The 24,256-nt window shown below is 69.6% G+C and carries 23 protein-coding genes; 14 read left to right on the top strand and 9 right to left on the bottom strand.

The window, feature by feature from the left end:
- Positions 1-133 precede the first annotated feature (133 nt).
- Both groL and groES read right to left on the bottom strand, forming a co-directional pair.
- Positions 134-1,771 carry a chaperonin GroEL gene (gene groL / locus ACWH43_RS16500; RefSeq protein WP_158446372.1) on the bottom strand — a complete coding sequence of 546 codons (1,638 nt, stop codon included), beginning with the start codon at positions 1,769-1,771 and terminating at the stop codon, positions 134-136.
- A 54-nt stretch (positions 1,772-1,825) separates the two neighbouring features.
- Positions 1,826-2,113: a co-chaperone GroES gene (gene groES, locus ACWH43_RS16495; protein ID WP_089176366.1), complete on the bottom strand. Its 288-nt coding sequence runs from the start codon at positions 2,111-2,113 to the stop codon at positions 1,826-1,828.
- A 226-nt stretch (positions 2,114-2,339) separates the two neighbouring features.
- On the opposite strand from groES, the gene ACWH43_RS16490 reads away from it, so the two are divergent.
- The gene (locus ACWH43_RS16490) at positions 2,340-2,807 is read left to right on the top strand and encodes a MarR family winged helix-turn-helix transcriptional regulator (protein WP_158446373.1); all 468 of its coding nucleotides are present in this window, start codon (positions 2,340-2,342) and stop codon (positions 2,805-2,807) included.
- Positions 2,808-3,113: 306 nt separating this feature from the next.
- Complete coding sequence (locus ACWH43_RS16485; RefSeq protein WP_158446374.1) at positions 3,114-3,596, top strand: PaaI family thioesterase; 483 nt, start codon at positions 3,114-3,116, stop codon at positions 3,594-3,596.
- Between the two features lie 76 nt (positions 3,597-3,672).
- Here ACWH43_RS16485 and ACWH43_RS16480 read toward each other — a convergent pair whose 3' ends face one another.
- On the bottom strand, positions 3,673-4,515 hold the full coding sequence (locus ACWH43_RS16480; protein ID WP_158446375.1) for a DMT family transporter: 843 nt from the start codon (positions 4,513-4,515) through the stop codon (positions 3,673-3,675).
- Positions 4,512-5,009, bottom strand: a complete 498-nt coding sequence (locus ACWH43_RS16475; RefSeq protein WP_158446376.1) for a GNAT family N-acetyltransferase — start codon at positions 5,007-5,009, stop codon at positions 4,512-4,514. The genes ACWH43_RS16480 and ACWH43_RS16475 overlap by 4 nt, the downstream gene beginning before the upstream one ends.
- 217 nt (positions 5,010-5,226) lie before the next feature.
- Between ACWH43_RS16475 and ACWH43_RS16470 the strand changes: the two genes are divergently transcribed.
- Both ACWH43_RS16470 and ACWH43_RS16465 read left to right on the top strand, forming a co-directional pair.
- Positions 5,227-6,669: an oligosaccharide flippase family protein gene (locus ACWH43_RS16470; protein ID WP_158446377.1), complete on the top strand. Its 1,443-nt coding sequence runs from the start codon at positions 5,227-5,229 to the stop codon at positions 6,667-6,669.
- Positions 6,670-6,841: 172 nt separating this feature from the next.
- Positions 6,842-7,657, top strand: a complete 816-nt coding sequence (locus tag ACWH43_RS16465; protein WP_158446378.1) for a L,D-transpeptidase — start codon at positions 6,842-6,844, stop codon at positions 7,655-7,657.
- A 12-nt stretch (positions 7,658-7,669) separates the two neighbouring features.
- On the opposite strand, the gene mbfA is transcribed toward ACWH43_RS16465, so the two are convergent.
- From mbfA to ACWH43_RS16445, 4 genes are all read right to left on the bottom strand, one after another.
- Positions 7,670-8,626, bottom strand: coding sequence for an iron exporter MbfA (mbfA, locus tag ACWH43_RS16460; protein ID WP_158446847.1), 957 nt, complete (start codon positions 8,624-8,626; stop codon positions 7,670-7,672).
- Positions 8,627-8,743: 117 nt separating this feature from the next.
- A complete protein-coding gene (locus ACWH43_RS16455) occupies positions 8,744-9,517 on the bottom strand; it encodes a DUF2076 domain-containing protein (protein WP_158448134.1) in 774 nt (257 codons plus the stop codon).
- Between the two features lie 102 nt (positions 9,518-9,619).
- The gene (locus ACWH43_RS16450; protein WP_375796998.1) at positions 9,620-10,330 is read right to left on the bottom strand and encodes a L,D-transpeptidase; all 711 of its coding nucleotides are present in this window, start codon (positions 10,328-10,330) and stop codon (positions 9,620-9,622) included.
- Between the two features lie 468 nt (positions 10,331-10,798).
- A complete protein-coding gene (locus tag ACWH43_RS16445) occupies positions 10,799-12,208 on the bottom strand; it encodes an MATE family efflux transporter (RefSeq protein ID WP_260348030.1) in 1,410 nt (469 codons plus the stop codon).
- Positions 12,209-12,341: 133 nt separating this feature from the next.
- On the opposite strand from ACWH43_RS16445, the gene ACWH43_RS16440 reads away from it, so the two are divergent.
- The 10 genes from ACWH43_RS16440 (at position 12,342) to ACWH43_RS16395 (ending at position 23,405) form a co-directional block, all read left to right on the top strand.
- Entirely contained in the window at positions 12,342-13,571 is a 1,230-nt protein-coding gene (locus ACWH43_RS16440; protein ID WP_158448290.1) for a M20 family metallo-hydrolase, read from the top strand.
- A 9-nt stretch (positions 13,572-13,580) separates the two neighbouring features.
- Positions 13,581-14,993 (top strand): amidase, encoded by a 1,413-nt coding sequence (locus ACWH43_RS16435; protein ID WP_158448289.1) that lies wholly within the window; start codon positions 13,581-13,583, stop codon positions 14,991-14,993.
- A 204-nt stretch (positions 14,994-15,197) separates the two neighbouring features.
- Positions 15,198-16,796: an ABC transporter substrate-binding protein gene (locus tag ACWH43_RS16430; protein ID WP_158445450.1), complete on the top strand. Its 1,599-nt coding sequence runs from the start codon at positions 15,198-15,200 to the stop codon at positions 16,794-16,796.
- Positions 16,797-16,926: 130 nt separating this feature from the next.
- Positions 16,927-17,868 (top strand): ABC transporter permease, encoded by a 942-nt coding sequence (locus tag ACWH43_RS16425; protein ID WP_158445451.1) that lies wholly within the window; start codon positions 16,927-16,929, stop codon positions 17,866-17,868.
- Positions 17,865-18,770, top strand: coding sequence for an ABC transporter permease (locus ACWH43_RS16420; protein WP_260348029.1), 906 nt, complete (start codon positions 17,865-17,867; stop codon positions 18,768-18,770). Before ACWH43_RS16425 ends, ACWH43_RS16420 begins: the two co-directional genes overlap by 4 nt.
- 74 nt (positions 18,771-18,844) lie before the next feature.
- Positions 18,845-19,786, top strand: coding sequence for an N-carbamoyl-D-amino-acid hydrolase (locus ACWH43_RS16415; protein ID WP_158445452.1), 942 nt, complete (start codon positions 18,845-18,847; stop codon positions 19,784-19,786).
- Between the two features lie 199 nt (positions 19,787-19,985).
- Positions 19,986-21,149 (top strand): amidohydrolase/deacetylase family metallohydrolase, encoded by a 1,164-nt coding sequence (locus tag ACWH43_RS16410; protein WP_158445453.1) that lies wholly within the window; start codon positions 19,986-19,988, stop codon positions 21,147-21,149.
- A 161-nt stretch (positions 21,150-21,310) separates the two neighbouring features.
- Positions 21,311-21,793 carry a GNAT family N-acetyltransferase gene (locus ACWH43_RS16405; protein WP_158445454.1) on the top strand — a complete coding sequence of 161 codons (483 nt, stop codon included), beginning with the start codon at positions 21,311-21,313 and terminating at the stop codon, positions 21,791-21,793.
- 35 nt (positions 21,794-21,828) lie between these two features.
- On the top strand, positions 21,829-22,287 hold the full coding sequence (locus ACWH43_RS16400) for a RidA family protein (protein ID WP_158445455.1): 459 nt from the start codon (positions 21,829-21,831) through the stop codon (positions 22,285-22,287).
- Positions 22,284-23,405, top strand: coding sequence for a D-TA family PLP-dependent enzyme (locus ACWH43_RS16395; RefSeq protein ID WP_158445456.1), 1,122 nt, complete (start codon positions 22,284-22,286; stop codon positions 23,403-23,405). Before ACWH43_RS16400 ends, ACWH43_RS16395 begins: the two co-directional genes overlap by 4 nt.
- Positions 23,406-23,454: 49 nt before the next feature.
- On the opposite strand, the gene ACWH43_RS16390 is transcribed toward ACWH43_RS16395, so the two are convergent.
- Positions 23,455-24,180 carry a DUF1028 domain-containing protein gene (locus ACWH43_RS16390; protein WP_158445457.1) on the bottom strand — a complete coding sequence of 242 codons (726 nt, stop codon included), beginning with the start codon at positions 24,178-24,180 and terminating at the stop codon, positions 23,455-23,457.
- Positions 24,181-24,256 lie beyond the last annotated feature (76 nt).

Raw genomic sequence — 24,256 nt, 5'->3', positions numbered from 1 at the left:
CTTCGGCTCCCGAGCGGGGCGCTCGGGACGCATGGCGGCGGAGGCGGCTTGTCCGGGAAGACGGCGGAAAGAGCGCAAAAAAGGCCCGGCTTGCGCCGGGCCTTCCTGGTGGCTTGCGAGAAGCTGGACTTCCTCAGAAGTCCATGCCGCCCATGCCGCCGCCGCCCATCGGGGGCATCGGGGCTTCCTTCTTCGGCTGGTCGGCGACCATCGCCTCGGTGGTGATCAGCAGGCCCGCGATCGACGCCGCGTCCTGGATCGCCGTGCGCACGACCTTGGTCGGGTCGATGATGCCGGCCTTGACCAGATCGCCGTACTCGCCGGTCTGGGCGTTGTAGCCGTGGGCGTAGTCCTTGGCCTCGAGCAGCTTGCCGACCACGACCGCGCCGTCATCGCCGGCGTTGTCGACGATCTGGCGGGCCGGAGCGCTGATCGCCTTGCGGACGATCTCGACGCCGGTCTTCTGGTCGTCATTGGCGGTCTTGATCGACTTGACCGAGTTGAGGGCGCGCAGCAGGGCGACGCCGCCGCCCGGCAGGATGCCTTCTTCCACCGCGGCGCGGGTGGCGTTCAGGGCATCGTCGACGCGGTCCTTCTTCTCCTTGACCTCGACCTCGGTCGCGCCGCCGACGCGGATCACCGCGACGCCGCCGGCGAGCTTGGCCAGGCGCTCCTGGAGCTTCTCGCGGTCGTAGTCCGAGGTGGTCTCCTCGATCTGCGCCTTGATCTGCGCGACGCGGGCCTCGATGTCCTTCTTCTTGCCGGCGCCGTCGATGATCGTGGTGTTCTCCTTCTCGATGCGCACGCGCTTGGCGCGGCCGAGCATGTCGAGCGTCACGGTCTCGAGCTTGATGCCGAGGTCTTCCGAGATCATCTGGCCGGCGGTCAGGATCGAGATGTCCTCGAGCATGGCCTTGCGGCGGTCACCGAAGCCCGGAGCCTTGACGGCCGCGACCTTGAGGCCGCCGCGGAGCTTGTTGACGACGAGCGTGGCGAGCGCCTCGCCCTCGACGTCCTCGGCGATGATCAGCAGCGGCTTGCCGGTCTGCACCACGGCCTCGAGGATCGGCAGCATCGCCTGGAGCGAGGAGAGCTTCTTCTCGAAGACGAGGATGTAGGGGTCGTCGAGCTCGGCGACCATCTTCTCGGAGTTGGTGATGAAGTAGGGCGAGAGATAGCCGCGGTCGAACTGCATGCCCTCGACGACGTCGAGCTCGGTCTCGGCGGTCTTGGCTTCCTCGACGGTGATGACGCCCTCGTTGCCGACCTTCTGCATGGCCTTCGAGATCATCTCGCCGACCGACGAATCGCCGTTGGCCGAGATGGTGCCGACCTGCGCGACTTCCGCGTTCGAGGTGACCTTCTTCGAGTTCTTCTTGAGGTCGGCGACGACGGCCTCGACGGCCAGGTCGATGCCGCGCTTCAGGTCCATCGGGTTCATGCCGGCGGCAACCGCCTTGGCGCCCTCGCGGACGATGGCCTGGGCGAGCACGGTCGCGGTGGTGGTGCCGTCGCCGGCATGGTCGTTCTGGCGCGAAGCGACTTCGCGGACCATCTGGGCGCCCATGTTCTCGAACTTGTCGGACAGCTCGATCTCCTTGGCGACGGTGACGCCGTCCTTGGTGATGCGGGGAGCGCCGAACGACTTCTCGATCACGACGTTGCGGCCCTTCGGACCGAGCGTGACCTTCACGGCATTGGCGAGGACATCCACGCCGCGCAGCATCTTGTCGCGGGCGTCGGTGCCGAACTTAACGTCTTTGGCAGCCATGAGAGCTACTCCTTGGACTGGAACTGGAAAGGTGGGAAGAGGCTCAGCCGGCGATCAGCCGACGACGCCCATGATGTCGGATTCCTTCATGATCAGGAGGTCCTGACCATCGATCTTGACCTCGGTGCCCGACCACTTGCCGAACAGGACGCGGTCGCCCTTCTTGACGTCGAGGGCGACGAGCTTGCCGGCCTCGTCACGGGCGCCGGGGCCCACGGCGACGATCTCGCCCTCCTGGGGCTTCTCCTTGGCGGTCTCGGGGATGATGATGCCACCCTTGGTCTTCTCCTCGCTGTCGAGGCGGCGGACCACGACGCGGTCATGCAAAGGACGGAACTTCATGGTTCTGTCTTCCTCTTGTCATATTCGGTTCGGGCGCCGCAGGGGCCCCGGGGTGAGACTGTTAGCAGTCCTCCCAGGAGAGTGCTAACAGATGGCAGGGCAGATAGGCACGGGCTCCGGGAGAGTCAAGCAAGCCGCGAAGGATAAAGTGAACGCGTCCGGATGCGGCGTCGCGGCCGGTCGCTTGCCGGCTGCCGTGACGAGCCGAACACGCTAGGATGGCAGGATGACGACATCAGCGACGAGCCCTGCGTCCGACCTGCGCCTCGACGACATCGCCCGTTCCTGCGTGGCGCTGCATATCCGCATGACCGCCCGGGCGGTCACCCGCGCCTATGACGAGGCGATGCGGCCGAGCGGGCTCAAGATCACCCAGTTCGTGCTGCTCTCGGCGCTGAGCACCGGCCATTGGCGGTCGATCACCGAGCTGGCCGAGCGCTTCGCGCTGGAGCGCACCTCGCTGACGCGCAATCTCCAGCTCCTGGCGGCCGAGGGCATGGTCGAGCCGGTCGCGGGCCGCGGCCGCGCCGCGGTCTATGCCGTGACGGAGAAGGGCCGGGCGGCGATCGCGTCGGCGATCCCGTTCTGGCGGGCGGCGCAGGACAAGATCGAGAAGGGTTTCGGCGAGGAGCGCTGGCGCGAGACCAGGGACGGGCTCAAGGCGCTGCGGCGTGCGGCGCGGGGCGCGCGCTGAGCCGCAGGGCCGGCGAGAGGCTGGTCGATGCGGAGCGCTGCCGGCGAAGAGGCTGCGGGTCGTCGCGGGCGACCATGGGCAGATCCGGTAACCATGCCGGGGCCTTCATCGGACGTGCTCCGGCATGGATCCCGGATCGTCGCCCCGCTTCGCCCGGGACGACCGGGTTCGAGGTCGAGGATCATCCTCCTGGAATGCGCAGGCCATGTCCGGCTGGAACCGTGACGCCCCTCCTCGCCGTCTTCTCCGGTTGACGCGCCTGCAGGATCTTCCATATCGTGCAGATACACGTTTTGAGAGGCGGCGATGGATCGGACCTTTGGAGTGGTGTCGCGCGAGGTGCTGACCGCGGGCGATGGCTTGAGCTTCCTGCGCGGCATCGTCGACGGCTCGCATCCGGCCCCGCCCTTCGCCGGGGCCATGGATTTCGAGTTGGTCGAGGCGGATGAAGGCCGCGTCGTCTTCATCGGCCGGCCGTCGCCGCGCTTCTTCAATCCGCTCGGCACGATCCATGGCGGCTGGACCGCGACCATCCTCGATTCCGCCATGGCCTGCGCCGCCCATTCGACGCTCAGGCCCGGCGAGGGCTACACCACGCTGGAGATGAAGCTGAACTATGTCCGCCCGGTCATGCCGGAGAGCGGCACGGTGCGCTGCGAGGGCCGGCTGATCCACCGCGGTGGCTCGGTCATCACCAGCGAAGGCAGCCTCCTCGACGCGCGCGGCAAGCTGCTGGCCCACGGCACCGAGACCTGCATCGTGCTGCCGGCCCGCAAGGCGAAGTCCTAGCCGGAGCCGGAAGAGCCCTCTCGCAGCGCTTCCGGCATGGATCCCCGGGGCTTCGCCGCGCCGGGCGGCCGCGCGGCTATCGCCGGCTGACGGCGACGGCGCCGGCGATGATCAGCAGCGCGCCGAGATAGGTGGTGTAGAGCGGCACCTCCCCGAAGAGATGGAAGCCGAGCAGGCTCGCCCAGATCAGCGCGGTGTATTCGATGGCGGCGAGCCGCGATGCGGCCGCCCGGGCATAGGCCGAGGTCAGCGTCAGATGGCCGGCGACGCCGAGCGCGCCGGCGAAGAGATAGAGCGCGAGGTCGGCCGGCGCGATCGGCTCGAACAGGCTCGCCGCCGGCACGGCGAGGCAGAGCGCCGGCCCGACATTCTGGAAGGCGACGATCACCGTCGGATGCTCGCGCATCGCGATGCGCCGCAGCAGGACGAGGTTGAAGGCGTAGCTCACCGCCGAGAACAGGGCGGCCGCGACCCCGAGCCCGGCGCCGCTGACATGGCCCTGAAGGCGCGGCCAGACCATCACCAGCATGCCGGCGAGGCCGAAGGCGAGCGCCTGCAGCACGCGCTTGTCGATTCTCTCCCTGAGCAGCAATCCGCCCAGCAGCGCCACGAAGACGGGCGCGAGGAAGGACAGCGTCAGCGCCTCCGCCAGCGGCAGCACCGAGATCGAGTAGAAGAAGCTTCCGGCCGTGAGCACGACCAGCGGCACGCGGGCGAGGTTGCCGATCACGCTGTCGCGCGTCGGCCGCGCCGGGCGGGCGACGGCCAGCACCGCGAGCGCGCAGAGCCCGCCCATGGCGAAGCGCATGAACAGCGCCAGCGCGAAGGGGTGCTGCCGCATCTGCCCCTTCATCACCGCGTCCATGCCGGTGAGGAGCGCGATGCCGAGCGCGGCGCGCAGCGCTGTCGACCAGCTCATGCGGCGCCGCGCAGCGGCTTGCGGAAATGGATTTCCCAACTGGCGGAGACGTCCGCGAGGTAGCGCTCGCCCGGCCAGCGCCGGAAGCCGAGCTTTTCATAGAAGCGGTGGCCGCGCGCGAAGCGCGTATCCGACCACAGCATGATGTCCGCGAAGCCGCCCGCCTCGGCGAAGGCCAGCGCTTCCGCGAACAGGGCCTGCGCCAGCCCGGTGCCGCGAAAGGCCGGGTCGGCATAGAGCTTGGTGAGCTCGACGGCGTTCTGCTCGGCGACCGGCGTGACGCCGAGCGAGCCGGCGATGCCGCCGCCCGGCGCGTCGACGACCCAGAGCTGGCCGCCCTTGGCCGCGAAGGCGCTCGCGGGCCGGCGCAGCTCCGGGAACTCCTCCCACAGGAAATGGCAGTCCGGATATTCCGCGAAACACGCCGCGATCAGGGCGGCGAGGGGCTCCGAATCGGCGTCGCGGGCGGGGCGGATCGGCGGAAGCACGGTCATGATCAGCCTCTAGGCACAAAGCCGGCGCGCGCCTAGGGGGTGCAAGGCATTGCCGAGGCCTCCGCCATGCCGCCGCCGCATCCGCGCGCGCCCCGTGCCTTGCGCTTGGAAAACCGTCGATGGCCCGCTACGCCATGTCCTGCTGCGCCGGCCGGGCCCGGGCCGAGTCGCGGGGCGCCTTCCGGACGGGGCCGTGGCGGGAGGAGACGAGCGAGAGATGACCATCCTCCTGCCCTTCCTCGTCAATGCGGCGCTGAATTTCGCCCTCGGCCTGCTGATCGCGCTGTTTCTCGGCCCTGCGGCCTTCGGGCTCTATGCGATCGGCGCGGCGCTGGTCGTGCTGGTCAACACGGCCGCGCTCGACTGGCTGAAGCTCTCGGCGGTGCGCTTCTATACGGCGCAGGCGCGGGAGAGCGATCCCGGCATCCGCGCGACGCTCGACCTGCTCTTCGCCGCCGTCGCCCTGACGCTTTGCCTGCTGCTCGCCGTGGCGCTGCTCGCGGGCTTCGAGGGCGGCCTGCCGGCCTCCCTGCTCGGCGCCGCCGTTTTCGCTGCGATCGGCGCCGGCTGGTTCGACTATCACGGCGCCATCGCGCGAGCCCGCTTCCTCGACACGACTTATGCCCGGCTGATCTTCGTCCGGGCCGTGGTCGTCCTCGTGCTGATGGTGGGGGGGGCCTGGCTGACGCGCGATCCGGCGCTCGTGCTCCTCGCCGGCCTCGCCGGCACCGTCGCTTCCGTGCTCAGCGTGCGGCGCCGGCTCTCCGACGGGCCGCTCTCTATGACCGCCGCGCGCCGGGAGCTGGCGCGCGATTTCCTGCGCTACGGGCTGCCGCTCGTCGCGGGCAACGCCGTCTATTCGCTGATTCCGCTGCTCAACCGCAGCCTGCTGGCGCAGGCGCATGGGCTGGCCGAATCCGGCTATTTCTCGCTCGCCTCGGATATCGGGCTGCGCCTCTTCCCGATGCTGGCGACGATGCTGGAGATCGTGCTGCTGCGCGAGGTCATCCGCCTGGACGAGACGCGCGGGCGCCGGGCGGCCCAAAGGCGCATCGCCGGCAACATGGTGCTCGTCCTCGCCGTCGTCCTGCCCGCCGCGCTCGGCTTCTGGCTCGTCCTGCCGGCCTTCGAGGCGCTGTTCGTGCCGCCGGGCTTCCGCGGCCATTTCGCGCGCTTCATGGCGCCGCTATTGCCGGGCTTCGCCGCGATCGCGCTGTTCCAGGCGGCGATCTACCCGGTCTTCCTGCTCGAGAAGCGCACCTGGGTCGCCGCCGTCGTCGCCGTCATCGGCCTCGCCGCGAACCTGACATGGCTGTTCGGCGCGCCGGGGGCGGCGGAGCCCCTGCGCTTCGCCGCCGCGCAGAGCGCGGGCTTCCTCGCCGTGCTGCTGGTCACCGCCTTGATCGCCCTGCGCGCGCTGCCCTTCCGGCCGCCGCTGCGCGATCTCGCCGGCCTCATGCTGGCGTCCGGCGCGATGGCGCTGGCGGTTTGGCCCTTGCAGGGACGCCTGCCGCCGCTGCCGGAACTCGCTCTCCAGATCGGGCTGGGCGGGCTGGCCTATGGCGCGGTCCTCCTCGCCTGCGACGTCGCCCGCTGGCGGACCGGGCTCAGGCTGCGCTGGCTGGCCCGCCGGGCGAGGGCGCCGCGCAACCCTGTCTGAGGGGCTGGCGGAAAGCTTTCCTTCACCCTGTCTCTTCGGCGGATGCTAAGGTTAATTCCGCGAATTCGCGCTTTCGCCGGCGGTTTCCGGCTGCGGGCGCCGGCGATTCACCATTCCTTTGACGCCGCTCCGCAGGCTTTCCGGCACAGGTTCCGCCGAGAGAGTTCACGTCATGCGCCGCGCGTCCGTCCTCCCCTTGCTGGCTGTCGCCGCCGGCCTGGCCGCAACGGCCCCGGCCATCGCCCAGGGCTACGGCTATCCGAACGACCCGGTGCTGCAGGCCGGGCGCGGCCGCGCCAATTACGGCGGCGGGCTGATCGAGATGCTGATGACCGGGCGCGACCCGACGCCCTATGGCCGCGGCGGCGCCGTCTACAATCGCCCGGCCGGCTATGCCTATGGCGCGGCGGTCCGGGCTCCCTCCCGCTACGAGCCCGATCCTTTCGCGGAGGCGCGCCGGCCGCAGGCCGCTCCGCAGGCGGGCCGGCAGGTCGCGGCGCTCGGCCAGCCGGCCGAGCCGCGGGCTGGCATCCCCTATGTCATCGAGCCGCGCTTCCGCAAGCAGGAGGTCGCCTATGACGGGCCGCACAGGCCCGGCACCATCATCGTCGACACGCCGAACCGCTTCCTCTTCCTGGTCCAGCCCGGCGGCCGGGCGCTGCGCTACGGCATCGGCGTCGGCCGGCCCGGCTTTTCCTGGGCCGGCACCAAGACCGTGACGCGCAAGGCCGAATGGCCGAGCTGGACGCCGCCGGCCGAGATGCTGAAGCGCCGGCCCGACCTGCCGCGCTTCATGGCCGGCGGCCCGGAGAATCCGCTCGGCGCCCGCGCCCTCTATCTCGGCTCGACGCTCTACCGCATCCACGGCACCAACGAGCCGAACACCATCGGCCGCGAGGTTTCCTCGGGCTGCATCCGCATGACCAATGAGGACGTGGTCGACCTCTACGGCAAGGTCGGCGTCGGGACCAAGGTGATCGTGATCTGAGGGCGATCGCCCTCAGGAACTGCCGATCAGGATGCCGACGGCCAGCACCGCGAGGCCGCCGAGGATGATCTGCACGATCGCCGCGGTGAACGGCGTCTCCATGTAGCGGAAGCGCACCCAGGCGATGACGACGAGCTCGCAGGCGACGACGACGCCGGCGATGGCCGTGGCCAGCCAGAAATCCGGGATCAGATAGGGCAGGGTGTGCCCGAGCCCGCCGATAGCGGTGGCGAGGCCGCAGGCGGCGCCGCGCACCCAGGGATGGCCGCGCCCGGTCACCACGCCGTCGTCGGAGAGCGCCTCGGTCAGCCCCATGCTGATGCCGGCGCCGATCGAGGCGGCGAGGCCGACGACGAAGGCGTTCCAGGAATCATGCGTGGCGAAGGCGGCGGCGAAGATCGGCGCCAGCGTCGAGACCGAGCCGTCGATCAGCCCGGCCAGCGCCGGCTGGACGATCTGCAGCACGAAGAGGCGCTTGCGGGTTTCCTCCTCCTCGCCGGCCGCGCCCGAGCTCTTGAGCGTGCTGTCGAGCTGTTCCGCCAGCTTTTCGTGGCCGCGTTCGGCTTCCGCCAGATCGGCCAGCAGCTTGCGGGTGCCGGTGTCGTGGGCGCGCTCGGCGGCGCGCGCATAGAACCGGCTCGCCTCCATCTCCATCACCGCGGCGTGGCGGCGCGCCGCCTCGAGCTGGAGATCCTCGTGCAGCCAGACCGGGTTGCGCTTGAGGAAGCCCTTGACGTCCTGGCGCGTGATCAGCGGCAATTCCGTGCCGAACCGGCTCTCATATTGCGTCAGCAGCCGGTGGCGATGGCCGCTTTCCTCGGCGGCCATATCCTCGAACATCCTGGCGGAGTGCGGATAATGAGCCCGCAGCTTCTGCGCGAAGGTCAGGTAGATCCGCGCATCCTCCTCCTCGCTGGCGATGGCAAGGGCAAGGAGCTCGGCTTCGTCGAGATCGTCGAGGCGCTTCATGGAAGGTCCATAGATTAGAATAATTCTAATCTATATCCGGCCCATCCGTTTGTGAAGCCCGCCTATGCAAAAAGCCCGCCTCGGCGAGGCGGGCTCCATGGCCGGTCCGAGCCGTCGTCAGACCCAGCTATCGTCGTCCGCCGCGCCGCCGTCATCGTAGTCGGCGTCGTCGTAACCGGCCTGGTCGAAGGAGGCGTCCTGATGGTTGTCGCGGGCCTGGTCGTCGGCCCCGCGATCAGCGGCGGCCTGGTCGGACGCGCCCTTGTCGTAAGCCGCCTGCTGCGCCTTCGTGCCCGATCCGAAAGTGTCGACCGAGCTCGCCAGGCTGTTCGTGGCTCCGCTCGCGCCGCTGCCGCCGAAGGCGCGGGAGAGCACATTGCCGAGCATCATGCCGCCGGCGACGCCCGCCGCGGTGGTGAGAGCGCTGGCCATGAAGCCGCCGCCCGCGCCCTGCGCCTGCGCAGGCTGGCTGCTCCAGGGACCCGGCTGGGGCGGCGGAGGCTGGTCGGGCGGGCCGCCCTGGATGTTGGTCCAGGCGGCGGAAGGCGCGCCCTCCGGGCGGGGCGGGACCGGCGGCACCGAGCCGGTCCGCGTCTGGGCGGGGGCGCCACCGAAGATGCCGGACAGGAAGCCGCCCGAGGCCGGCGGCGCCTCGCTGGCCCGGTTCTGGAGCTCGCGAAGCTGCGCCTGCAGGCTCTCGACCTGCTGGTGCAGGTTGGTCAGCGCCTGTTCCTGCACATAGACGGTCTGCGCCATGGCGTAGGGCGCATAGGGCTGCTCGCGCAGGCGCTCGGCAATGAAAGCCTCCGCCTCCGGGTCGCGGGGCTGGTTGGCGGCCTGCCGGAGCCGATCGAAAATCCCGGCGATCACGTCGCGTTCCTGCGGCGTCATCGTCATCTCCTCTGGTTGGACGGCGCGGTTGCGCCGCCCTCAAGAGGTGGAACGGGCCTGTGACGGTATCAAGGCGGGGTGCGGCGGCGTGCCGCGCCCGCCTCAGAAATCGGTTTCGGGCGGCAGGAAGTCGTCGTCCGGCGGCGGCGCCTCGTCGGTCGCTTCCGGCGCCGACAGCTTGCCGCGGTTGAGGACGAGCACGTTGGTCCCGGTGGGGACGCGGCTGTAGAGGTCGATGATGTCCTGGTTGAACAGGCGGATGCAGCCCGAGGACATCGACTTGCCGATCGACCAGGGCTCCGAGGTGCCGTGGATGCGGTAGAGCGTGTCGCGGTCGCCCTGGTAGAGATAGAGCGCGCGGGCGCCGAGCGGGTTGTCGAGACCGCCCTTCATGCCGCCGGCCCAGGGGCCGTTCTTCTTCGGCTCGCGGCGGATCATGTCCGGCGTCGGGGTCCAGCGCGGCCATTCGGCCTTGCGCTGCACGCGGGCGCGGCCGCGCCAGGACATGCCCTGCTTGCCGACGCCGATGCCGTAGCGGATCGCCTTGCCGCCAGGCTGGACGAGGTAGAGGAAGTGGTTGTCGGTATCGACGACGATCGTGCCGGGATGCTCCGCCGTCGGGTAGGAGACGATCTGGCGCAGGAAGCGCGGATTGACCTCGGAGACGTCCGTGGCCGGCAGCGGGAAGCGCTCATTGGGGCGCTCGCCATACATTTCCAGATATTCCGGGCTGACAGCGAAGCCCCGGGGAGTCTGCACTTCGTAGGGCTGCTGGCGCTGGCTGACGCAGGCCGCCAGGAACAGCGGCGTCATGGCGGCGAAGACCCGGCGGGTCGGCCGGGCGAGGGGGGAGGCGTCTGGGCGGGAGGACATTGACGGCAACTCTGTCTGGGCGGCGGGCGGAGGCGGGCGGCGAGGCGACGGCGCATCTGCCTGCGTTGTCGCCCTGGCCGTTTCAAGGGGCCGGAGATGGCTGCGGGGTGAATACCGCGTGGCGAAATTGTGGCGGTCGATGAGTGTTGTGAATGAGCAACAATGTCTCCGTCCTGCCACAAACGCCTCCGGCAGACGCCGCGTTGGGTGGGATGGGCGCATTTTCGAGCCGAAAACGCCATTCTCCCTTAGGTTGAGGAAAACGGCGCGACGTTAACAAAACGTGACGGCCTGCCCGCCGGAATGCCGCCATGGCGCGGCAGGCCTTCACGTCTCTGTGAGTCATGCGCTGCGGGCATGGAGCGCTTGGCCGCGATCATCCCTGCCGCCGCGGCGGTCGGGCGCGGATCAGAAGGCCGCCGCCCGCGCCCTGGCGACGAGGCCGAGCCGCTCCCGTGCCGCCCAGCGCCCGAGCATCAGCGCGGCGACGATGGCGAGCCCGATCGCCAGGCCGATCCAGATGCCGCGCCCGGCGAGCGGGGTCAGGAAGCCGAGCGCGGCCGAGAGCGGCAGCCCGATGCCCCAATAGCCTAGGCCGGCGAAGATCATCGGCAGGCGCGTGTCGCCGAGCCCGCGCAGGATGGCGGAGCCGACGACCTGCGCCCCGTCCGCGAGCTGGAAGATCGCGGCGTAGGACAGGAAGACCATCGCCAGCGCCGCGACCTCCTCGGCGCCCGGCTTCGCCCGGTCGAGGAAGGGGGCGACGAGCCATTGCGGCGCCAGCGCCATCGTCAGCGCCGTCATGGCCATGAAGCCGAGCGCGAGGATCAGCGCCACCGCGCCGGCGCGCCGGATGCCCTCGGAGTCGCCGGCGCCGAAGGCGCGCCCGACCCGGACGGTGCCGGCCTGCCCGATGCCGAGCGGCACCATGAAGGTGAGGGAGGCGATCTGGATGGCGATGGCATGCGCCGCGAGCGGGGTCTGGCCGATCAGCCCCATCATGAAGGCGGCGCCGTTGAAGATCACCACCTCGAAGGCGACCGTCAGCCCGATCGGGAAGCCGATGCGCCAATAGCTCCGGTAGCGCGGCCAGTCCGGCACCCAGAAGCGCCCGAGCAGATGATAGCGCCGGAAGCGCCGGTCGCGCGAGACGACGAAAGCGAGGCCGGCGAACATCAGCCCCGAGGACAGCGCCGTCGCGAAGCCGGAGCCGGGCAGGCCGAGCGCCGGAAAGCCGAGATTGCCGAACATCAGGCACCAGTTGGCGAAGGCGTTGAACGGCACGGCGAAGAGCACGACGATGAAGGCCCAGCGCGGCCGCTGCAGCGCCGCCACGAAGCCGCGCAGGCACAGATAGAGGAAGAAGGGCAGCAGCCCCCATTGCAGCGTGTGGACATAGGAGGCGGCGGCCTTCGCCAGCGCCGGGTCCTGGCCCATGGCGTTCAGGATCGCCTCCGCCTGCCAGAGGAACAGCCACATTGGCACCGCCATGGTCGCGGCCGCCCAGAAGCCCTGCCGCACGGTCCGGCGCAGGTCGCGCACCGCATGGCGGTTGCGGCCGAGCTCGATTGCGATCATCGGCGAGACGGCGCTCATCACGCCGATGCCGAAGATCAGGAACGCGGTGTAGAGATTGCCGCCGAGCGCGCCCGCCGCCAGCGCCTGCGGGCCGAGATGGCCCATCATCACCACATCCGTCGCCGTCATCGCCGTCTGCGCGACATTGGTCAGCACCATCGGCCAGCTCAGGGCGAGCATCGCCCGCATTTCGGCGAGCCAGGGATGGGACGAGGCTGGGATCGTGGCGGCTGTAGACATGGGGCCCCGCTTCTAGCCGTGTTCGCACGGCGCAGACAGCCCCCTCTCAAAGGGCGCGGATGCGCGCCGGGCGGGTCGACAAGCCGGGGCGCGGCCTGCATCCTGCCCGCCGAAGCGAGAAGGACCGGCGCCCATGAGCACCAATCTGCGGATCGACGGCGGGCGGCTGACGTCGCGGCTGGCGGAGCTGGCGCGCATCGGCGCGACGCCGGAGGGCGGCTGCCGCCGGCTGGCGTTGACGGACGCCGACAGGCAGGGGCGCGACTGGCTCGTCGGCCAGCTCGAGGCGCTCGGCCTCGACGTCCGCGTCGATGCGATCGGCAACATCGTCGGCATCCTCAAGGGGCAGGAGGACGGCCCGGCGCTGATCATGGGCTCGCATATCGACACGGTCGGCACCGGCGGGCGCTTCGACGGGGCGCTCGGCGTCGTAGCCGGCGTCGAGGTGCTGGCGGCGCTGCGCGATGCCGGGCTGAAGCCGAAGCGCGACATGGCCGTCATCGCCTTCACCAACGAGGAGGGCGCGCGTTTCCATCCCGACATGCTGGGCTCCTATGTCTGGGCGGGCGGAATGAGCGTCGAGGCCGCCCATGCCGAAGCCGATTCCGAGGGCGTCGGCCTCGGAAGCGAGCTGAGGCGCATCGGCTATGACGGCGCCGAGAAGCCGGGCTTCCTGCCGGCCCACGCCTATCTGGAATTGCATATCGAGCAGGGGCCGGTGCTGGAGAACGAGGGCGGCGGGCTCGGCGCCGTCACCGGCATCCAGGGCATCACCTGGCTGGAGCTCACCCTGAAGGGCCGCCCAAGCCATGCCGGCACGACGCCGATGGCCTATCGCAGGGACCCCGGCCTTGCCGCCGCGCGCATCAACATCTTCGCCAACGAACTGACCAAGACCATCCCGCACCAGCTCGCCAATATGGGCGTCATCCGGGTGACGCCGGCCAATGTCAACGTGGTGCCCGAGACGGTGGTGATGACGCTCGACCTGCGCAATCCGCAGGACGAGCCGCTGGCCCGGGCCGAGGAGGCGGTGCGGCGCTTCTGCGCCGAGCTCTGCGAGCGCGACGGCATCGGGATCGCCTTCCGCGACCTCGCCCGCTTCCCGGCGACGCCCTTCGCCGAGGGGCTGATCGCCGAGGTCGAGCGCAGCGCGGCGGAGTTCGGTCTGCCGATCCGGCGCATGATCTCGGGCGCCGGGCACGACGCCCAGATGATGGCGCGGCTCTGCCCGACCGCCATGGTCTTCATCCCCTCGATCGGCGGGCTCTCCCACAACCCGGCCGAATTCAGCACCGAGGCGGACATGGTCGCCGGCGCCAATGTGCTGCTCGCCACCGCCTGGCGCGTCGCCAACGCCTGAGGATCCCGCATGACGACGATCGCTTCGCTCTCGGCCGCCGAACTCGGCCCGCTCTATGCCAGCAAGGACCTGTCGCCGGTCGAGGTCGCGAAGGACGCGCTCGCCCGCATCGCGCGCTTCGAGCCCGCGATCAACGCCTTCGTCCACCGCGACGAGGCGGCGACGCTGGCCATGGCCGAGGCCTCGCAGGCGCGCTGGCTGAAAGGCGAGGCGACCGGTCCGCTCGACGGCGTGCCGGTGACGATCAAGGACAACATCGCCGTCGCCGGCTGGCCGATGCGGCGCGGCACCACGCTCGCTTCCGGCGAGCCCGTCGCCGAGGACGCCCCGGCCGCCGCGCGCCTGCGCGAGGCCGGCACGGTCTTCCTCGGCAAGACCACCATGCCGGAATTCGGCTGGAAGGGCGTCGGCGATTCGCCGCTCACCGGCATCACCCGCAATCCCTGGAACACCGGCACCGGGCCGGGCGGCTCCTCGTCGGGGGCGGCGGCCTGCGCGGCGCTCAATCTCGGCTGCATCCATCTCGGCACGGATGGGGCCGGCTCGGTGCGCATCCCGGCCGCCTTCACCGGCGTGGTCGGGCTGAAGCCGAGCTATGGCCGCGTCCCGGCCTGGCCGGTCTCGACCATGGGCTTCCTCGCCCATCTCGGCCCGCTGACCCGCACCGTGACCGACACGGCGCTGGCGATGCAGGTGATCGGCCAGCCCGACGAGCGCGACATGACCGCGCTGACGGACCGTCCGCCCGACTATGTCGACGGATTGCAGGGCAGCCTCAGGGGGCTGCGCGTTGCCTGGTCGCCGCGGCTCGGCCTCGACGTGGCGGTCGATCCCGAGATCGCCGCTCTCACCGGCGCGGCGGCGCAGGTCTTCGCCGAGCTGGGCGCCACGGTCGAGGAGGCCGAGCCCGGCTTCGAGGACCCGATCGAGACGCTGCGGACGCTGTGGTCGGCGGGCGCGGCGCTGGCGCTGCGGGATGTCGACGCCGCCGGCCGGGCCCGCATGGACCCCGGCCTGGTCGCCGTGGCGGAACATGGCGAGCGCATCCCCGCCTCGAGCTATGTCGAGGCGCTGCTCTACCGCCGCAACGAACTGGCGCTGCTGATGGCGCGATTCCACGCCCGCTACGACCTGCTGCTGACGCCGGCCCTGCCGCTGCCGGCCTTCGCCGTCGGCCGCAACACGCCCGGGCATGGCGCCTATGGCGACGACTGGACCCGCTGGACGCCGTTCTCCTACCCCTTCAACATCACCGAGCAGCCGGCGGTCTCCGTACCTTGCGGCCTGACCGGCGGCGGCCTGCCGGCCGGGCTGCAGATCGTCGGCGCCTTCGGCCGCGACGCGCTGGTGCTGCGGGCGGCCGCGGCCTTCGAGCAGGCCAGGCCGTTCGCGCGCGTCGACGAGCCGGTCGAGCCGATGTGACCGCTTTTTTCGAGCGATCCTTCGCCATGCGAAAAGGGCCGGGTTTTCCGGCCCTTTTCGCGTTTCGGCACCGTCTGGCACGAACTCTGCAAGCCCCTGCCGTGCCTCGTGCGGCCGGAACCGGCGTGTTGTCAGGGATGCTTTTTCTGCTCACACTCGCCGCAAGGCCGCACGTCAGAGGCAGCCGTTTCAGGGGAGAGGACGATGGATCGCAGGAGATTTCTGAAATCCACGGTCGGCGCCGGCATTGCCGCCGCGACCGCAGGATTGTCGATGCCCGCCGTGGCGCAAGGCGCGGCCGGCAAGACGCTACGCTTCGTGCCGCAGGCCAATCTCGCCAATTTCGACCCGATCTGGGGAACGCAATACGTCGTCCGCAACGCCGCGGCGCTGGTCTGGGACACGCTCTACGGCATCGATTCGCAATTCCGGCCGCAGCGCCAGATGGTCGAGGGCGAGGAAGTCTCCTCCGACGGCCTGACCTGGACCTTCAAGCTGCGGGAGGGGCTCAAATTCCATGACGGCAGCCCGGTTCTCGCCCGGGACGTGGTCCAGAGCCTGAAGCGCTGGCAGGCCCGCGACCCGATGGGCCTGATGATCAAGGCGATCGAGAACGAGCTCGCCGCGACCGACGACCGTAGCTGGAAGTGGCAATTGAAGCAGCCTTTCCCGAAGATGCTGCTGGCGCTCGCCAAGAACAACGCGCCCTGTTCCTTCATCATGCCGGAGCGCATCGCCAGGACCGATCCCTTCCAGCAGATCACCGAATATGTCGGCTCCGGGCCGATGAAGTTCGCCCGGAGCGAATGGGTGCCCGGCGCCAAGGCGGTGTTCGAGAAATTCGCCGATTACGTCCCGCGTTCCGAGAAGGCGGACTGGCTCGCCGGCGGCAAGCGCATCCTGATCGACCGCGTCGAATGGGTGATCATGCCCGACCCGGCGACGGCCGCGGCGGCGCTGCAGAACGGCGAGGTCGACTGGTGGGAGACACCGCTCGCCGACCTCATCCCCGTGCTCAAGGGCAATGCCAGCATCAATGTCGATATCGGCGATCCGCTCGGCAATATCGGCGCCTTCCGGATGAACCACCTCTTCCCGCCCTTCAACAACCTGAAGGTGCGCCAGGCGGTGATGACCGCGCTGAACCAGGAGGACTACATGCGCGCCGTCGTCGGCGACGACGACAAGCTCTGGAAGGAGCTGGGCGGCTTCTTCACGCCCGGCACACCGCTCTACACCGAGGAGGGCGGCGCGATGATGAAGGCCAAGAACGTCGCCGCCGCCAAGAAGCTCCTGGCCGAATCCGGCTACAAGGGCGAGCCGGTGGTCTGCGTCGTGGCGCAGGACATGGCGGCGACCAAGTCGATGGGCGACGTCACCGCCGAATTGCTGAAGAGCATCGGCATGAATGTCGATTTCGTCGCCACCGACTGGGGCACGGTCGGCGCCCGCCGCGCCCAGAAGACGCCGCCGGACAAGGGCGGCTGGAGCATGTTCCACACCTGGCATGCCGGCGCCGACTGCATCAACCCGGCCGCCTACACCGCGATCCGCGCCAATGGCGACAAGGCCTGGTTCGGCTGGCCGGACGTGCCGGCGGTCGAGACCGAGGTGGCGAACTGGTTCGACGCCAGGGACCTCGCCGCGGAGAAGGCCGCGCTCGGCCGGCTCAACAAGGCCGCTGTCGAGAACGTCGTCTACGCGCCGACCGGCTTCTATCTCAACTACCAGGCCTGGCGAAAGAACGTCTCCGGCGTGGTGTCCGGCCCGCTGCCGTTCTTCTGGGACGTCTCGAAGGCCTGAGGATTGCGGGGCGCGGCGCCGCCGCCTCCCGCCTTCGGGGCCGCCGGCTCCGCCATTTCGCCTCGCCGCGACCGGGACTGCGTTCCGGCCGCGGCGCCCGCTCAGATGTGAACGAGGTTCGGACGGCTCCATGCTTTCATTCATCGTCAGACGCATCGTCGCGACCATCCCGGTGATGGCGCTCGTTGCGCTGTTCGTGTTTTCGCTGCTCTACATCGCGCCGGGCGACCCCGCGGCGATCATCGCCGGGGACCAGGCCTCGCCGGCCGACGTCGCCCGCATCCGCGAGAGCCTGGGGCTGGACCGGCCCTATCTGATCCGCTTCGGCGAATGGTCCTGGCGCATCCTGCAGGGCGACCTCGGCACCTCGATCTTCACCAACCTGCCGGTGACGCAGCTCATCGGCCAGCGCATCGAGCCGACCGTCTCGCTGATGGTGCTGACCCTGATCTTCGCCGTGGTGATCGCGGTGCCCATGGGCGTGATCGCCGCCTGGAAGGCCGGGACCTGGGTCGACAAGGGCGCGATGGCCTTCGCCGTTTTGGGCTTCTCGGTGCCGGTCTTCGTCGTCGGCTACCTGCTCGCCTGGATCTTCGCGCTCAAGCTCGACTGGCTGCCGGTGCAGGGCTACACGCCGCTGGCGGAGGGCTTCTGGCCCTGGCTCAGGAACCTGATCCTGCCGACCGTGACGCTCGGGCTGGTCTATGTCGCCCTGATCGCGCGCATCACGCGGGCCACCATGCTCGAGGTGCTCCAGCAGGACTATGTCCGCACCGCCAACGCCAAGGGCGTGGCGCAGAAGGACGTGCTCTTCCTGCATTCGCTCAAGAACGCGGCGGTGCCGATCGTCACCATCATCGGCATCGGCATCGCGCTGCTGATCGGCGGCGCGGTCGTCACCGAGAGCGTCTTCGCCATTCCCGGCCTCGGCCGGCTCACGGTCGATGCCATCCTGCGGCGCGACTACCCCGTCATCCAGGGCGTCGTGCTGATGTTCAGCCTGGTCTACGTGCTCGTGAACCTGCTGATCGACCTCACCTATACGCTCGTCGACCCGAGGATCCGGTATTGACCTTGCAGCCCCCCCTCTCGGCGGCCGCCGCCCCGGCCGTCCCGGCGCAGCCGGCCACGCCCGGCCGGCTCGCGCTGTTCCTGCGCTATCTGCGCCGCCACCCCTCCGTCGCGATCGGCGGCGGGCTGCTCGTGCTGATGGCGCTGGTCGCCGTCTTCGCCGGCTTCCTCGGCACGGTCGACCCGACCGCGATCTCGCCGGCCCGGCGCACGCGCGTGCCCTCCGAGCTCTACTGGTTCGGCACCGACATGCTCGGCCGCGACGTCTATTCGCGCGTGATCTACGGGGCGCGCGTCTCGCTGCTGGTCGGCTTCAGCGTGGCGGTGCTGGCCTCGGCGGCCGGGCTCGCCATCGGCCTCTTCGCCGGCTTCATGCGCTGGGCCGACGGCATCATCATGCGGATCATCGACGGCTGGATGTCGATTCCGCCGATCCTGCTCGCCATCGCCCTGATGGCGCTGACGCGGGGCTCGATCGGCAACGTCATCATCGCCATCACCATCGCCGAGATCCCGCGCGTCGCCCGCCTCGTGCGCGGCGTCGTGCTGAGCCTGCGCGAGCAGCCCTATGTCGAGGCGGCGGTCGCCAACGGCGCCAAGGCGCCGCGCATCATCTGGCGCCATATCCTGCCCAACACCTTCGCGCCGATGAGCGTGCAGGCGACCTATATCTGCGCCAGCGCCATGATCGTCGAGGCGATCCTGTCCTTCATCGGCGCCGGCGTGCCGCCGGCGACGCCCTCCTGGGGCAACATCATGGCCGAGGGCAGGGCGCTCTGGCAGGTCAAGCCGCACATCATCCTGTTCCCGGCGGTGTTCCTCTCGATCACCGTGCTTGCCGTCAATCTGCTCGGCGACGGCCTGCGCGACTCGCTCGACCCGCGCATCGCCAAGCGGCTTTGAACCCGCTTCCCGCAATCCGGGCCGGCGCCGCGCCGGCCCGGCCTTCCGTCCCGATCCTTCCCGGAGCATCCGCCGTGAGCCGAATCCTGACCATCGCCGCAGCCCAGCTCGGCCCGATCCAGCGTAGCGAGACCCGCGCCTCGGCGGTGGCGCGGATGATCGCGCTGATGCGGCAGGCGAAGGCGCATGGCGTCGATCTCGTCGTCTATCCGGAAGCCGCTCTGACCGCCTTCTTCCCGCATTGGTGGATCGAGGACGAGGCCGAGATCGACAGCTATTTCGAGGCGGCGATGCCCTCGAACGAGACCGCGCCGCTCTTCGAGGAGAGCAGGCGCCTCGGCATCGGCTTCCATCTGGGCTTCTGCGAGCTCGCCCATGAGGAGGGCCGCAGGCGCCGCTTCAACACAGCGATCCTGGTCGACAAGAGCGGCGCGATCGTCGGCAAGTACCGCAAGATCCATCTGCCCGGCCATCCCGAGCACCGACCCGAGGCGCCGTTCCAGAACCTCGAGAAGCGCTATTTCGAGACCGGCAATCTCGGCTGGCCGGTCTGGCGGACGATGGACGCGAATATCGGCATGATGATCTGCAACGACCGGCGCTGGCCGGAGAGCTACCGCGTCATGGGCCTGCAGGACGTGGAGCTGATCGTGCTCGGCTACAACACCCCGAAGCACAACCCGCCGGCGCCCGACCATGACCGGCTCGGAAACTTCCACAACCAGCTCGTGATGCAGGCCGGCGCCTATCAGAACGCCTGCTGGGTGGTCGGCGCCGCCAAGGCGGGGCCCGAAGCCGGCGTCGACCAGATCGGCGGCTCCTGCATCATCGCGCCCACCGGCGAGGTCGTGGCGCAGGCCGTGACGGAAGGCGACGAGCTCGTCATCGCCCGCTGCGACATGGATCTCGGCAGGAGCTACAAGGCCTCGACCTTCAATTTCGCGAAGCATCGCGAGCCGCAGGCCTATGGGATGATCGTCGAGCGCAAGGGCGCCGGGCCCCTGCTTTCGGCATGAGACCCGATCGCCGCCTTGCCGGACCGAATTCCCGCCGCGATCCGCGCCGGGGTCCGGCCCCGAGCTTTACGCAACGCATCATTCCCGAAACGCATCTGTCTTTCGGGCGCGCCTTCTCTATCGTGCCGTCCGGGACCGGGCGCCTCCTTCCGAGCGGCGGTGCCGTCGTCTCGCCGATTGGCCTGCGGAGCAGTTTTCGATGACCCATGACATCATCCTCAAAGGCGGACGCGTCATCGACCCGTCCCAGAAGCACGACGGCGTCATCGACGTCGCCTTCACCGACGGGAAGGTGTCCGGCTTCGGCAAGGATCTGAAGGGCGCCAGGGAGATCCGCGACGTCTCCGGCTACATCGTCACGCCGGGCCTGATCGACCTGCACACCCATGTCTACTGGGGCGGCACCTCGCTCGGCATCGACGCCGACGAATTCTGCCGGCTCTCGGGCGTCACCACCTCGGTCGACACCGGCTCGGCCGGCCCCGGCAACTGGGCGGGCTTCCGCAAGCACGTCATCGAGCAGAGCCAGGCCCGCATCCTCGCCTATCTCCACGTCTCGCATGCCGGCATCTACGGCTTCGACCATCGCGTCATGGTCGGCGAGAGCGGCGACCTGCGCATGATGAACCCGATCGACGCCGTCGCCGTGGCCGACGCCAACCGCGACTATATCGTCGGCATCAAGGTCCGCGTCGGGCTGCATGCCTCGGGCACTTCCGGCACGGTGCCGCTCAACATCGCGCTGCAGGTCGCCAACGAGGTCGGCATGCCGCTGATGTGCCATATCGACCATCCGCCGCCGTCCTATGAGGAGGTCATCGGCATGCTGCGGCCGGGCGATGTGCTGACCCACGCTTTCCGCCCCTTCCCGAACGCGCCGGCCACCGCGCAGGGCACGGTGAAGCCGGAGGTGCTGGCCGCCCGCAAGCGGGGCGTCATCTTCGACATCGGCCACGGCAAGGGCTCCTTCTCCTTCAAGACCACGCGCGCCATGCTGGCCAACGGCTTCGAGCCGGACGTGATTTCGTCGGACGTGCACAAGCTCTGCATCGACGGCCCGGCCTATGACCAGGTCACCACCATGTCGAAATTCCTCTGCATGGGCATGAGCCTGAACAATGTCATTGCCGCCTCGACCGTGAACGCCGCGATGGCGCTGAAGCGCCCGGAATACGGCTCGCTCAAGGTCGGCTCGCTCGGCGACGCGACCATCCTGACGATCAAGGAAGGCAAGTTCGACTATGTCGACGTGGTCGGCGAGCACCTGATCGGCGACAGGAAATTCGTCTCCGAGGGCGTCGTGCTCAAGGGCAAGTGGTGGCATCCGAAGCGGACGAGCAAGTTCCCGAAGGTCGCGGCGTAGGATTCCTCGCCGTCATTGCGAGGAGCGGAGCGACGAAGCAATCCAGGGGCGGCCGGGCTGGGCGTTTCACCCAGTCCTGCTGGATTGCTTCGCTCCGCTCGCAATGACGGCAAGCGCGGGACCGCGACGTGGCGAACGACGCTTTTCCAGCATGGCGCCCGATGGCGCCGGCCGACTTGCCGGCCGTGATGACGATCGCGGCGCGCGTCCATCCGGACTATCCGGAGGACGAGGCCGTCTTCGCCGAGCGGCTGCGGCTCGCGCCCGCGGGCTGCCATGTGCTGGACGACGGGCAGGGCGCGCTGCTCGGCTATCTCGTCAGCCATCCATGGCCGGCGGGGGCCGTGCCGGCGCTGAATTCCCTGCTCGGCGAGATCCCGCCCGGCGCGGCGAACTGGTATATCCACGACCTGGCGCTCCTGCCCGGGGGCAGGGGCACGGGCGCCGCCGGACGCATCGTCGCCCGGATCACCGATGAAGCCGCCCGCGCAGGCTGTTCCAGCCTGGCGCTGGTCGCGGTCAACGATTCGACCGGCTTCTGGCGGAAGCACGGCTTTCGCGCGGTGCATGACCCCGCGCTTGATCGCAAGCTCGCAAGCTACGACGATGCCGCCCGCTACATGCGCCGTGATTTGCCGGGCTGAGGCAGCCCGCATCGAGAGCGTCCGAGGAGAAGAGCATGAGTGTCGATGACAAGCTGAAGGAACTGGGGCTGACCCTGCCGGAGGTGCCGACCCCGGTCGCGACCTATGTCAGCTTCAAGCAGGTCGGCGACATGATCTATCTGTCGGGGCAGGGCCCCAAGCGCGCCGACGGCACCTATCCGACCGGCAAGGTCGGCGCCGACGTCAGCATCGAGCAGGCCTATGAGCACGCCAGGCAGACCGGCCTCGGCCTGCTCGCCGCGATGAAGAAGGCGGCGGGCTCGCTCGACAAGGTCGAGATCGTCAAGCTGCTCGGCATGGTCAATGCCGCGCCGGATTTCTCCGACCATCCCAAGGTCATCAATGGCTGCTCGGACCTGTTCGTCGCCGTGCTCGGCGAGCGCGGCCGCCATGCCCGCTCGGCTGTCGGCATGGGCTCGCTGCCGAACCGCATGACCGTCGAGATCGAGGTGATCGTGAAGGTGCTGTCATGAGCGTGACCGCCACCACGTCCCAGTCCCTCGACCAGCCGGCCGCGACGCCGCTTGCCGCCGAGATCGCCCGGATATACGGCACGCCGGCCGTGGTGATCGATCTCGACATAGTCGAGGCGAATATCGCCCGTCTCCAGGCCGCCTGTGACGCAGCCGGCGTCGCCAACCGTCCGCATATCAAGACGCACAAGTCGCCGGTGCTGGCGCGCCTTCAGGTCGAGGCCGGCGCGCGTGGCATCACCTGCCAGAAGCTCGGCGAGGCCGAGGTGATGGCCGATGGCGGGCTCGACGACATTCTGATCAGCTACAACATCCTCGGCGAGGAAAAGCTCGGGCGCCTCGGAGCCCTGCAACGCCGTGTCCGCATGATCGTCGCCGCCGACAATCCCGTCACCATCTCCGGCCTGCCGCGCGCGGCCGAGATCGCCGGGCGCGATCTGGAGGTCGTCATCGAATGCGACACCGGCCGCAAGCGCGCCGGCGTCGAGACGCCGGGCGAGGCCGTCGAGCTCGCCAAGATGGTCGCCGCTTCGCCGGGGCTGCGCTTCGCCGGCTTCCTGATGTATCCGCCGGAAAACGGCTGGGAGCGCACGCAGACCTTCCTCGACACTGCCAATGCCGGCCTGCACGATGCCGGCCTCAAGGCCGACATCGTCTCGACCGGCGGCTCGCCCAATATCCCCAATATCGGCAAGCTCAAGGGAGCGACGGAGCACCGCGCCGGCACCTCGATCTTCAACGACCGCATGCAGGTGGCGGCCGGCGTCGCGACGCTCGAGAATTGCGCGCTTAACGTCTATGCCACGGTGGTGAGCCGGGCGGCGCCCGAGCGCGGCATCCTCGATGCCGGCTCGAAGACGCTGACCAGCGATGTCGGCGGCCTCGACGGCCATGGGCTGATCCTCGAATATCCGCGGGCGCGGATCGCGCAATTCGCCGAGGAGCATGGCTTCCTCGACCTCTCCGGCACGAATGAGCGGCCGGTCGTCGGCGAGGTGGTGCGCATCGTGCCGAACCATGTCTGCGTCGTCGTCAACATGGTCGACCGGCTGATCACCGTGCGCGGCGACAAGCTGGTCGGCGAGCTGCCGGTCGCGGCGCGCGGCAAGCTCACCTGAGCTTTCCCTCTCCGCTGGCGAATCCTTCTCCCCTCGGGGGAGAAGGGCGCTATTCCGGATGTCGCGCGTTCCACGCCGCGGCATATTCCGCACAGAGCCGGTCGAGCTCGGCCCGGTCGGTGACGCCGGCCGGACGGCTGCGCGAGGGCGAGGCCTGCTGGAAGGGCACCGCGCGCTGATGCGCGACGCGCCAGAGCCGGCGCAGTTCCGCGAGCGGGTCGGCATGGTCGTCGACGCGGATGTCGAGGCTCGGCACCGGCTCGCCGCTCCAGATCCGGATCGCGGCGGATTGCCTGCCGCGCTTGTCGCCGCCGGCCTTCTCGCCCGCTTCGAGCGCGACCAGCAGGCGCTCGTCGAAATCGAGAGCCGAGGCGGCGATATAGGCCTTGAGCGTCTCCTGCACGACCTCGGGACCGGCCAGCATATTGCCGGCCACCGAGACCTGCGGCCCGTCCACGGCGCCGCACCAGTCGATGCAGGCCGCGCCCGTATGGGCGGCGATCTTGCCGTCGCGGTCGATGACATGGAGCTGGCGATGGGCGCGGCCCTCGTCGGCGGCCGTCAGGGTGGCGACGATCTCGACGGCCGAGCGCCCTTCCTGCAGCAGCCTCAGCCCGTCGATCCCGTAGAGCGGATTGGCGAAGGCCTGCGTCGCGATCGCCCCGACACGCCCGCCGCCATAGGGCACGCGGGCGCCGACGGCGAAGGCGCAGGTCGAGACGGCGACGCCATAGGCGCCGGTCGCGGCGTCGCGGGCGACGATGGACCAGGTCATATGGAATTCCTCGTTATACGGTCGATCTCAATCTTTCCGCGTCATCCCGGACAAGCCGCGGGAGCGACGCCGATCC

The organism is Allobosea minatitlanensis, assembly GCF_964020775.1.
The sequence above is the reverse complement of the archived record's forward strand: the minus strand, read 5'-3'. Positions and strand labels throughout refer to the sequence as shown.

What these genes read in the sequence shown, in the direction of transcription:
- groL (WP_158446372.1), bottom strand. Translation starts at nt 1,771, where the DNA reads ATGGCTGCCAAAGACGTTAAGTTCGGCACCGACGCCCGCGACAAGATG.
- groES (WP_089176366.1), bottom strand. Translation starts at nt 2,113, where the DNA reads ATGAAGTTCCGTCCTTTGCATGACCGCGTCGTGGTCCGCCGCCTCGAC.
- ACWH43_RS16490 (WP_158446373.1), top strand. Translation starts at nt 2,340, where the DNA reads ATGACGACATCAGCGACGAGCCCTGCGTCCGACCTGCGCCTCGACGAC.
- ACWH43_RS16485 (WP_158446374.1), top strand. Translation starts at nt 3,114, where the DNA reads ATGGATCGGACCTTTGGAGTGGTGTCGCGCGAGGTGCTGACCGCGGGC.
- ACWH43_RS16480 (WP_158446375.1), bottom strand. Translation starts at nt 4,515, where the DNA reads ATGAGCTGGTCGACAGCGCTGCGCGCCGCGCTCGGCATCGCGCTCCTC.
- ACWH43_RS16475 (WP_158446376.1), bottom strand. Translation starts at nt 5,009, where the DNA reads ATGACCGTGCTTCCGCCGATCCGCCCCGCCCGCGACGCCGATTCGGAG.
- ACWH43_RS16470 (WP_158446377.1), top strand. Translation starts at nt 5,227, where the DNA reads ATGACCATCCTCCTGCCCTTCCTCGTCAATGCGGCGCTGAATTTCGCC.
- ACWH43_RS16465 (WP_158446378.1), top strand. Translation starts at nt 6,842, where the DNA reads ATGCGCCGCGCGTCCGTCCTCCCCTTGCTGGCTGTCGCCGCCGGCCTG.
- mbfA (WP_158446847.1), bottom strand. Translation starts at nt 8,626, where the DNA reads ATGAAGCGCCTCGACGATCTCGACGAAGCCGAGCTCCTTGCCCTTGCC.
- ACWH43_RS16455 (WP_158448134.1), bottom strand. Translation starts at nt 9,517, where the DNA reads ATGACGCCGCAGGAACGCGACGTGATCGCCGGGATTTTCGATCGGCTC.
- ACWH43_RS16450 (WP_375796998.1), bottom strand. Translation starts at nt 10,330, where the DNA reads ATGACGCCGCTGTTCCTGGCGGCCTGCGTCAGCCAGCGCCAGCAGCCC.
- ACWH43_RS16445 (WP_260348030.1), bottom strand. Translation starts at nt 12,208, where the DNA reads ATGTCTACAGCCGCCACGATCCCAGCCTCGTCCCATCCCTGGCTCGCC.
- ACWH43_RS16440 (WP_158448290.1), top strand. Translation starts at nt 12,342, where the DNA reads ATGAGCACCAATCTGCGGATCGACGGCGGGCGGCTGACGTCGCGGCTG.
- ACWH43_RS16435 (WP_158448289.1), top strand. Translation starts at nt 13,581, where the DNA reads ATGACGACGATCGCTTCGCTCTCGGCCGCCGAACTCGGCCCGCTCTAT.
- ACWH43_RS16430 (WP_158445450.1), top strand. Translation starts at nt 15,198, where the DNA reads ATGGATCGCAGGAGATTTCTGAAATCCACGGTCGGCGCCGGCATTGCC.
- ACWH43_RS16425 (WP_158445451.1), top strand. Translation starts at nt 16,927, where the DNA reads ATGCTTTCATTCATCGTCAGACGCATCGTCGCGACCATCCCGGTGATG.
- ACWH43_RS16410 (WP_158445453.1), top strand. Translation starts at nt 19,986, where the DNA reads ATGACCCATGACATCATCCTCAAAGGCGGACGCGTCATCGACCCGTCC.
- ACWH43_RS16405 (WP_158445454.1), top strand. Translation starts at nt 21,311, where the DNA reads ATGGCGCCGGCCGACTTGCCGGCCGTGATGACGATCGCGGCGCGCGTC.
- ACWH43_RS16400 (WP_158445455.1), top strand. Translation starts at nt 21,829, where the DNA reads ATGAGTGTCGATGACAAGCTGAAGGAACTGGGGCTGACCCTGCCGGAG.
- ACWH43_RS16395 (WP_158445456.1), top strand. Translation starts at nt 22,284, where the DNA reads ATGAGCGTGACCGCCACCACGTCCCAGTCCCTCGACCAGCCGGCCGCG.
- ACWH43_RS16390 (WP_158445457.1), bottom strand. Translation starts at nt 24,180, where the DNA reads ATGACCTGGTCCATCGTCGCCCGCGACGCCGCGACCGGCGCCTATGGC.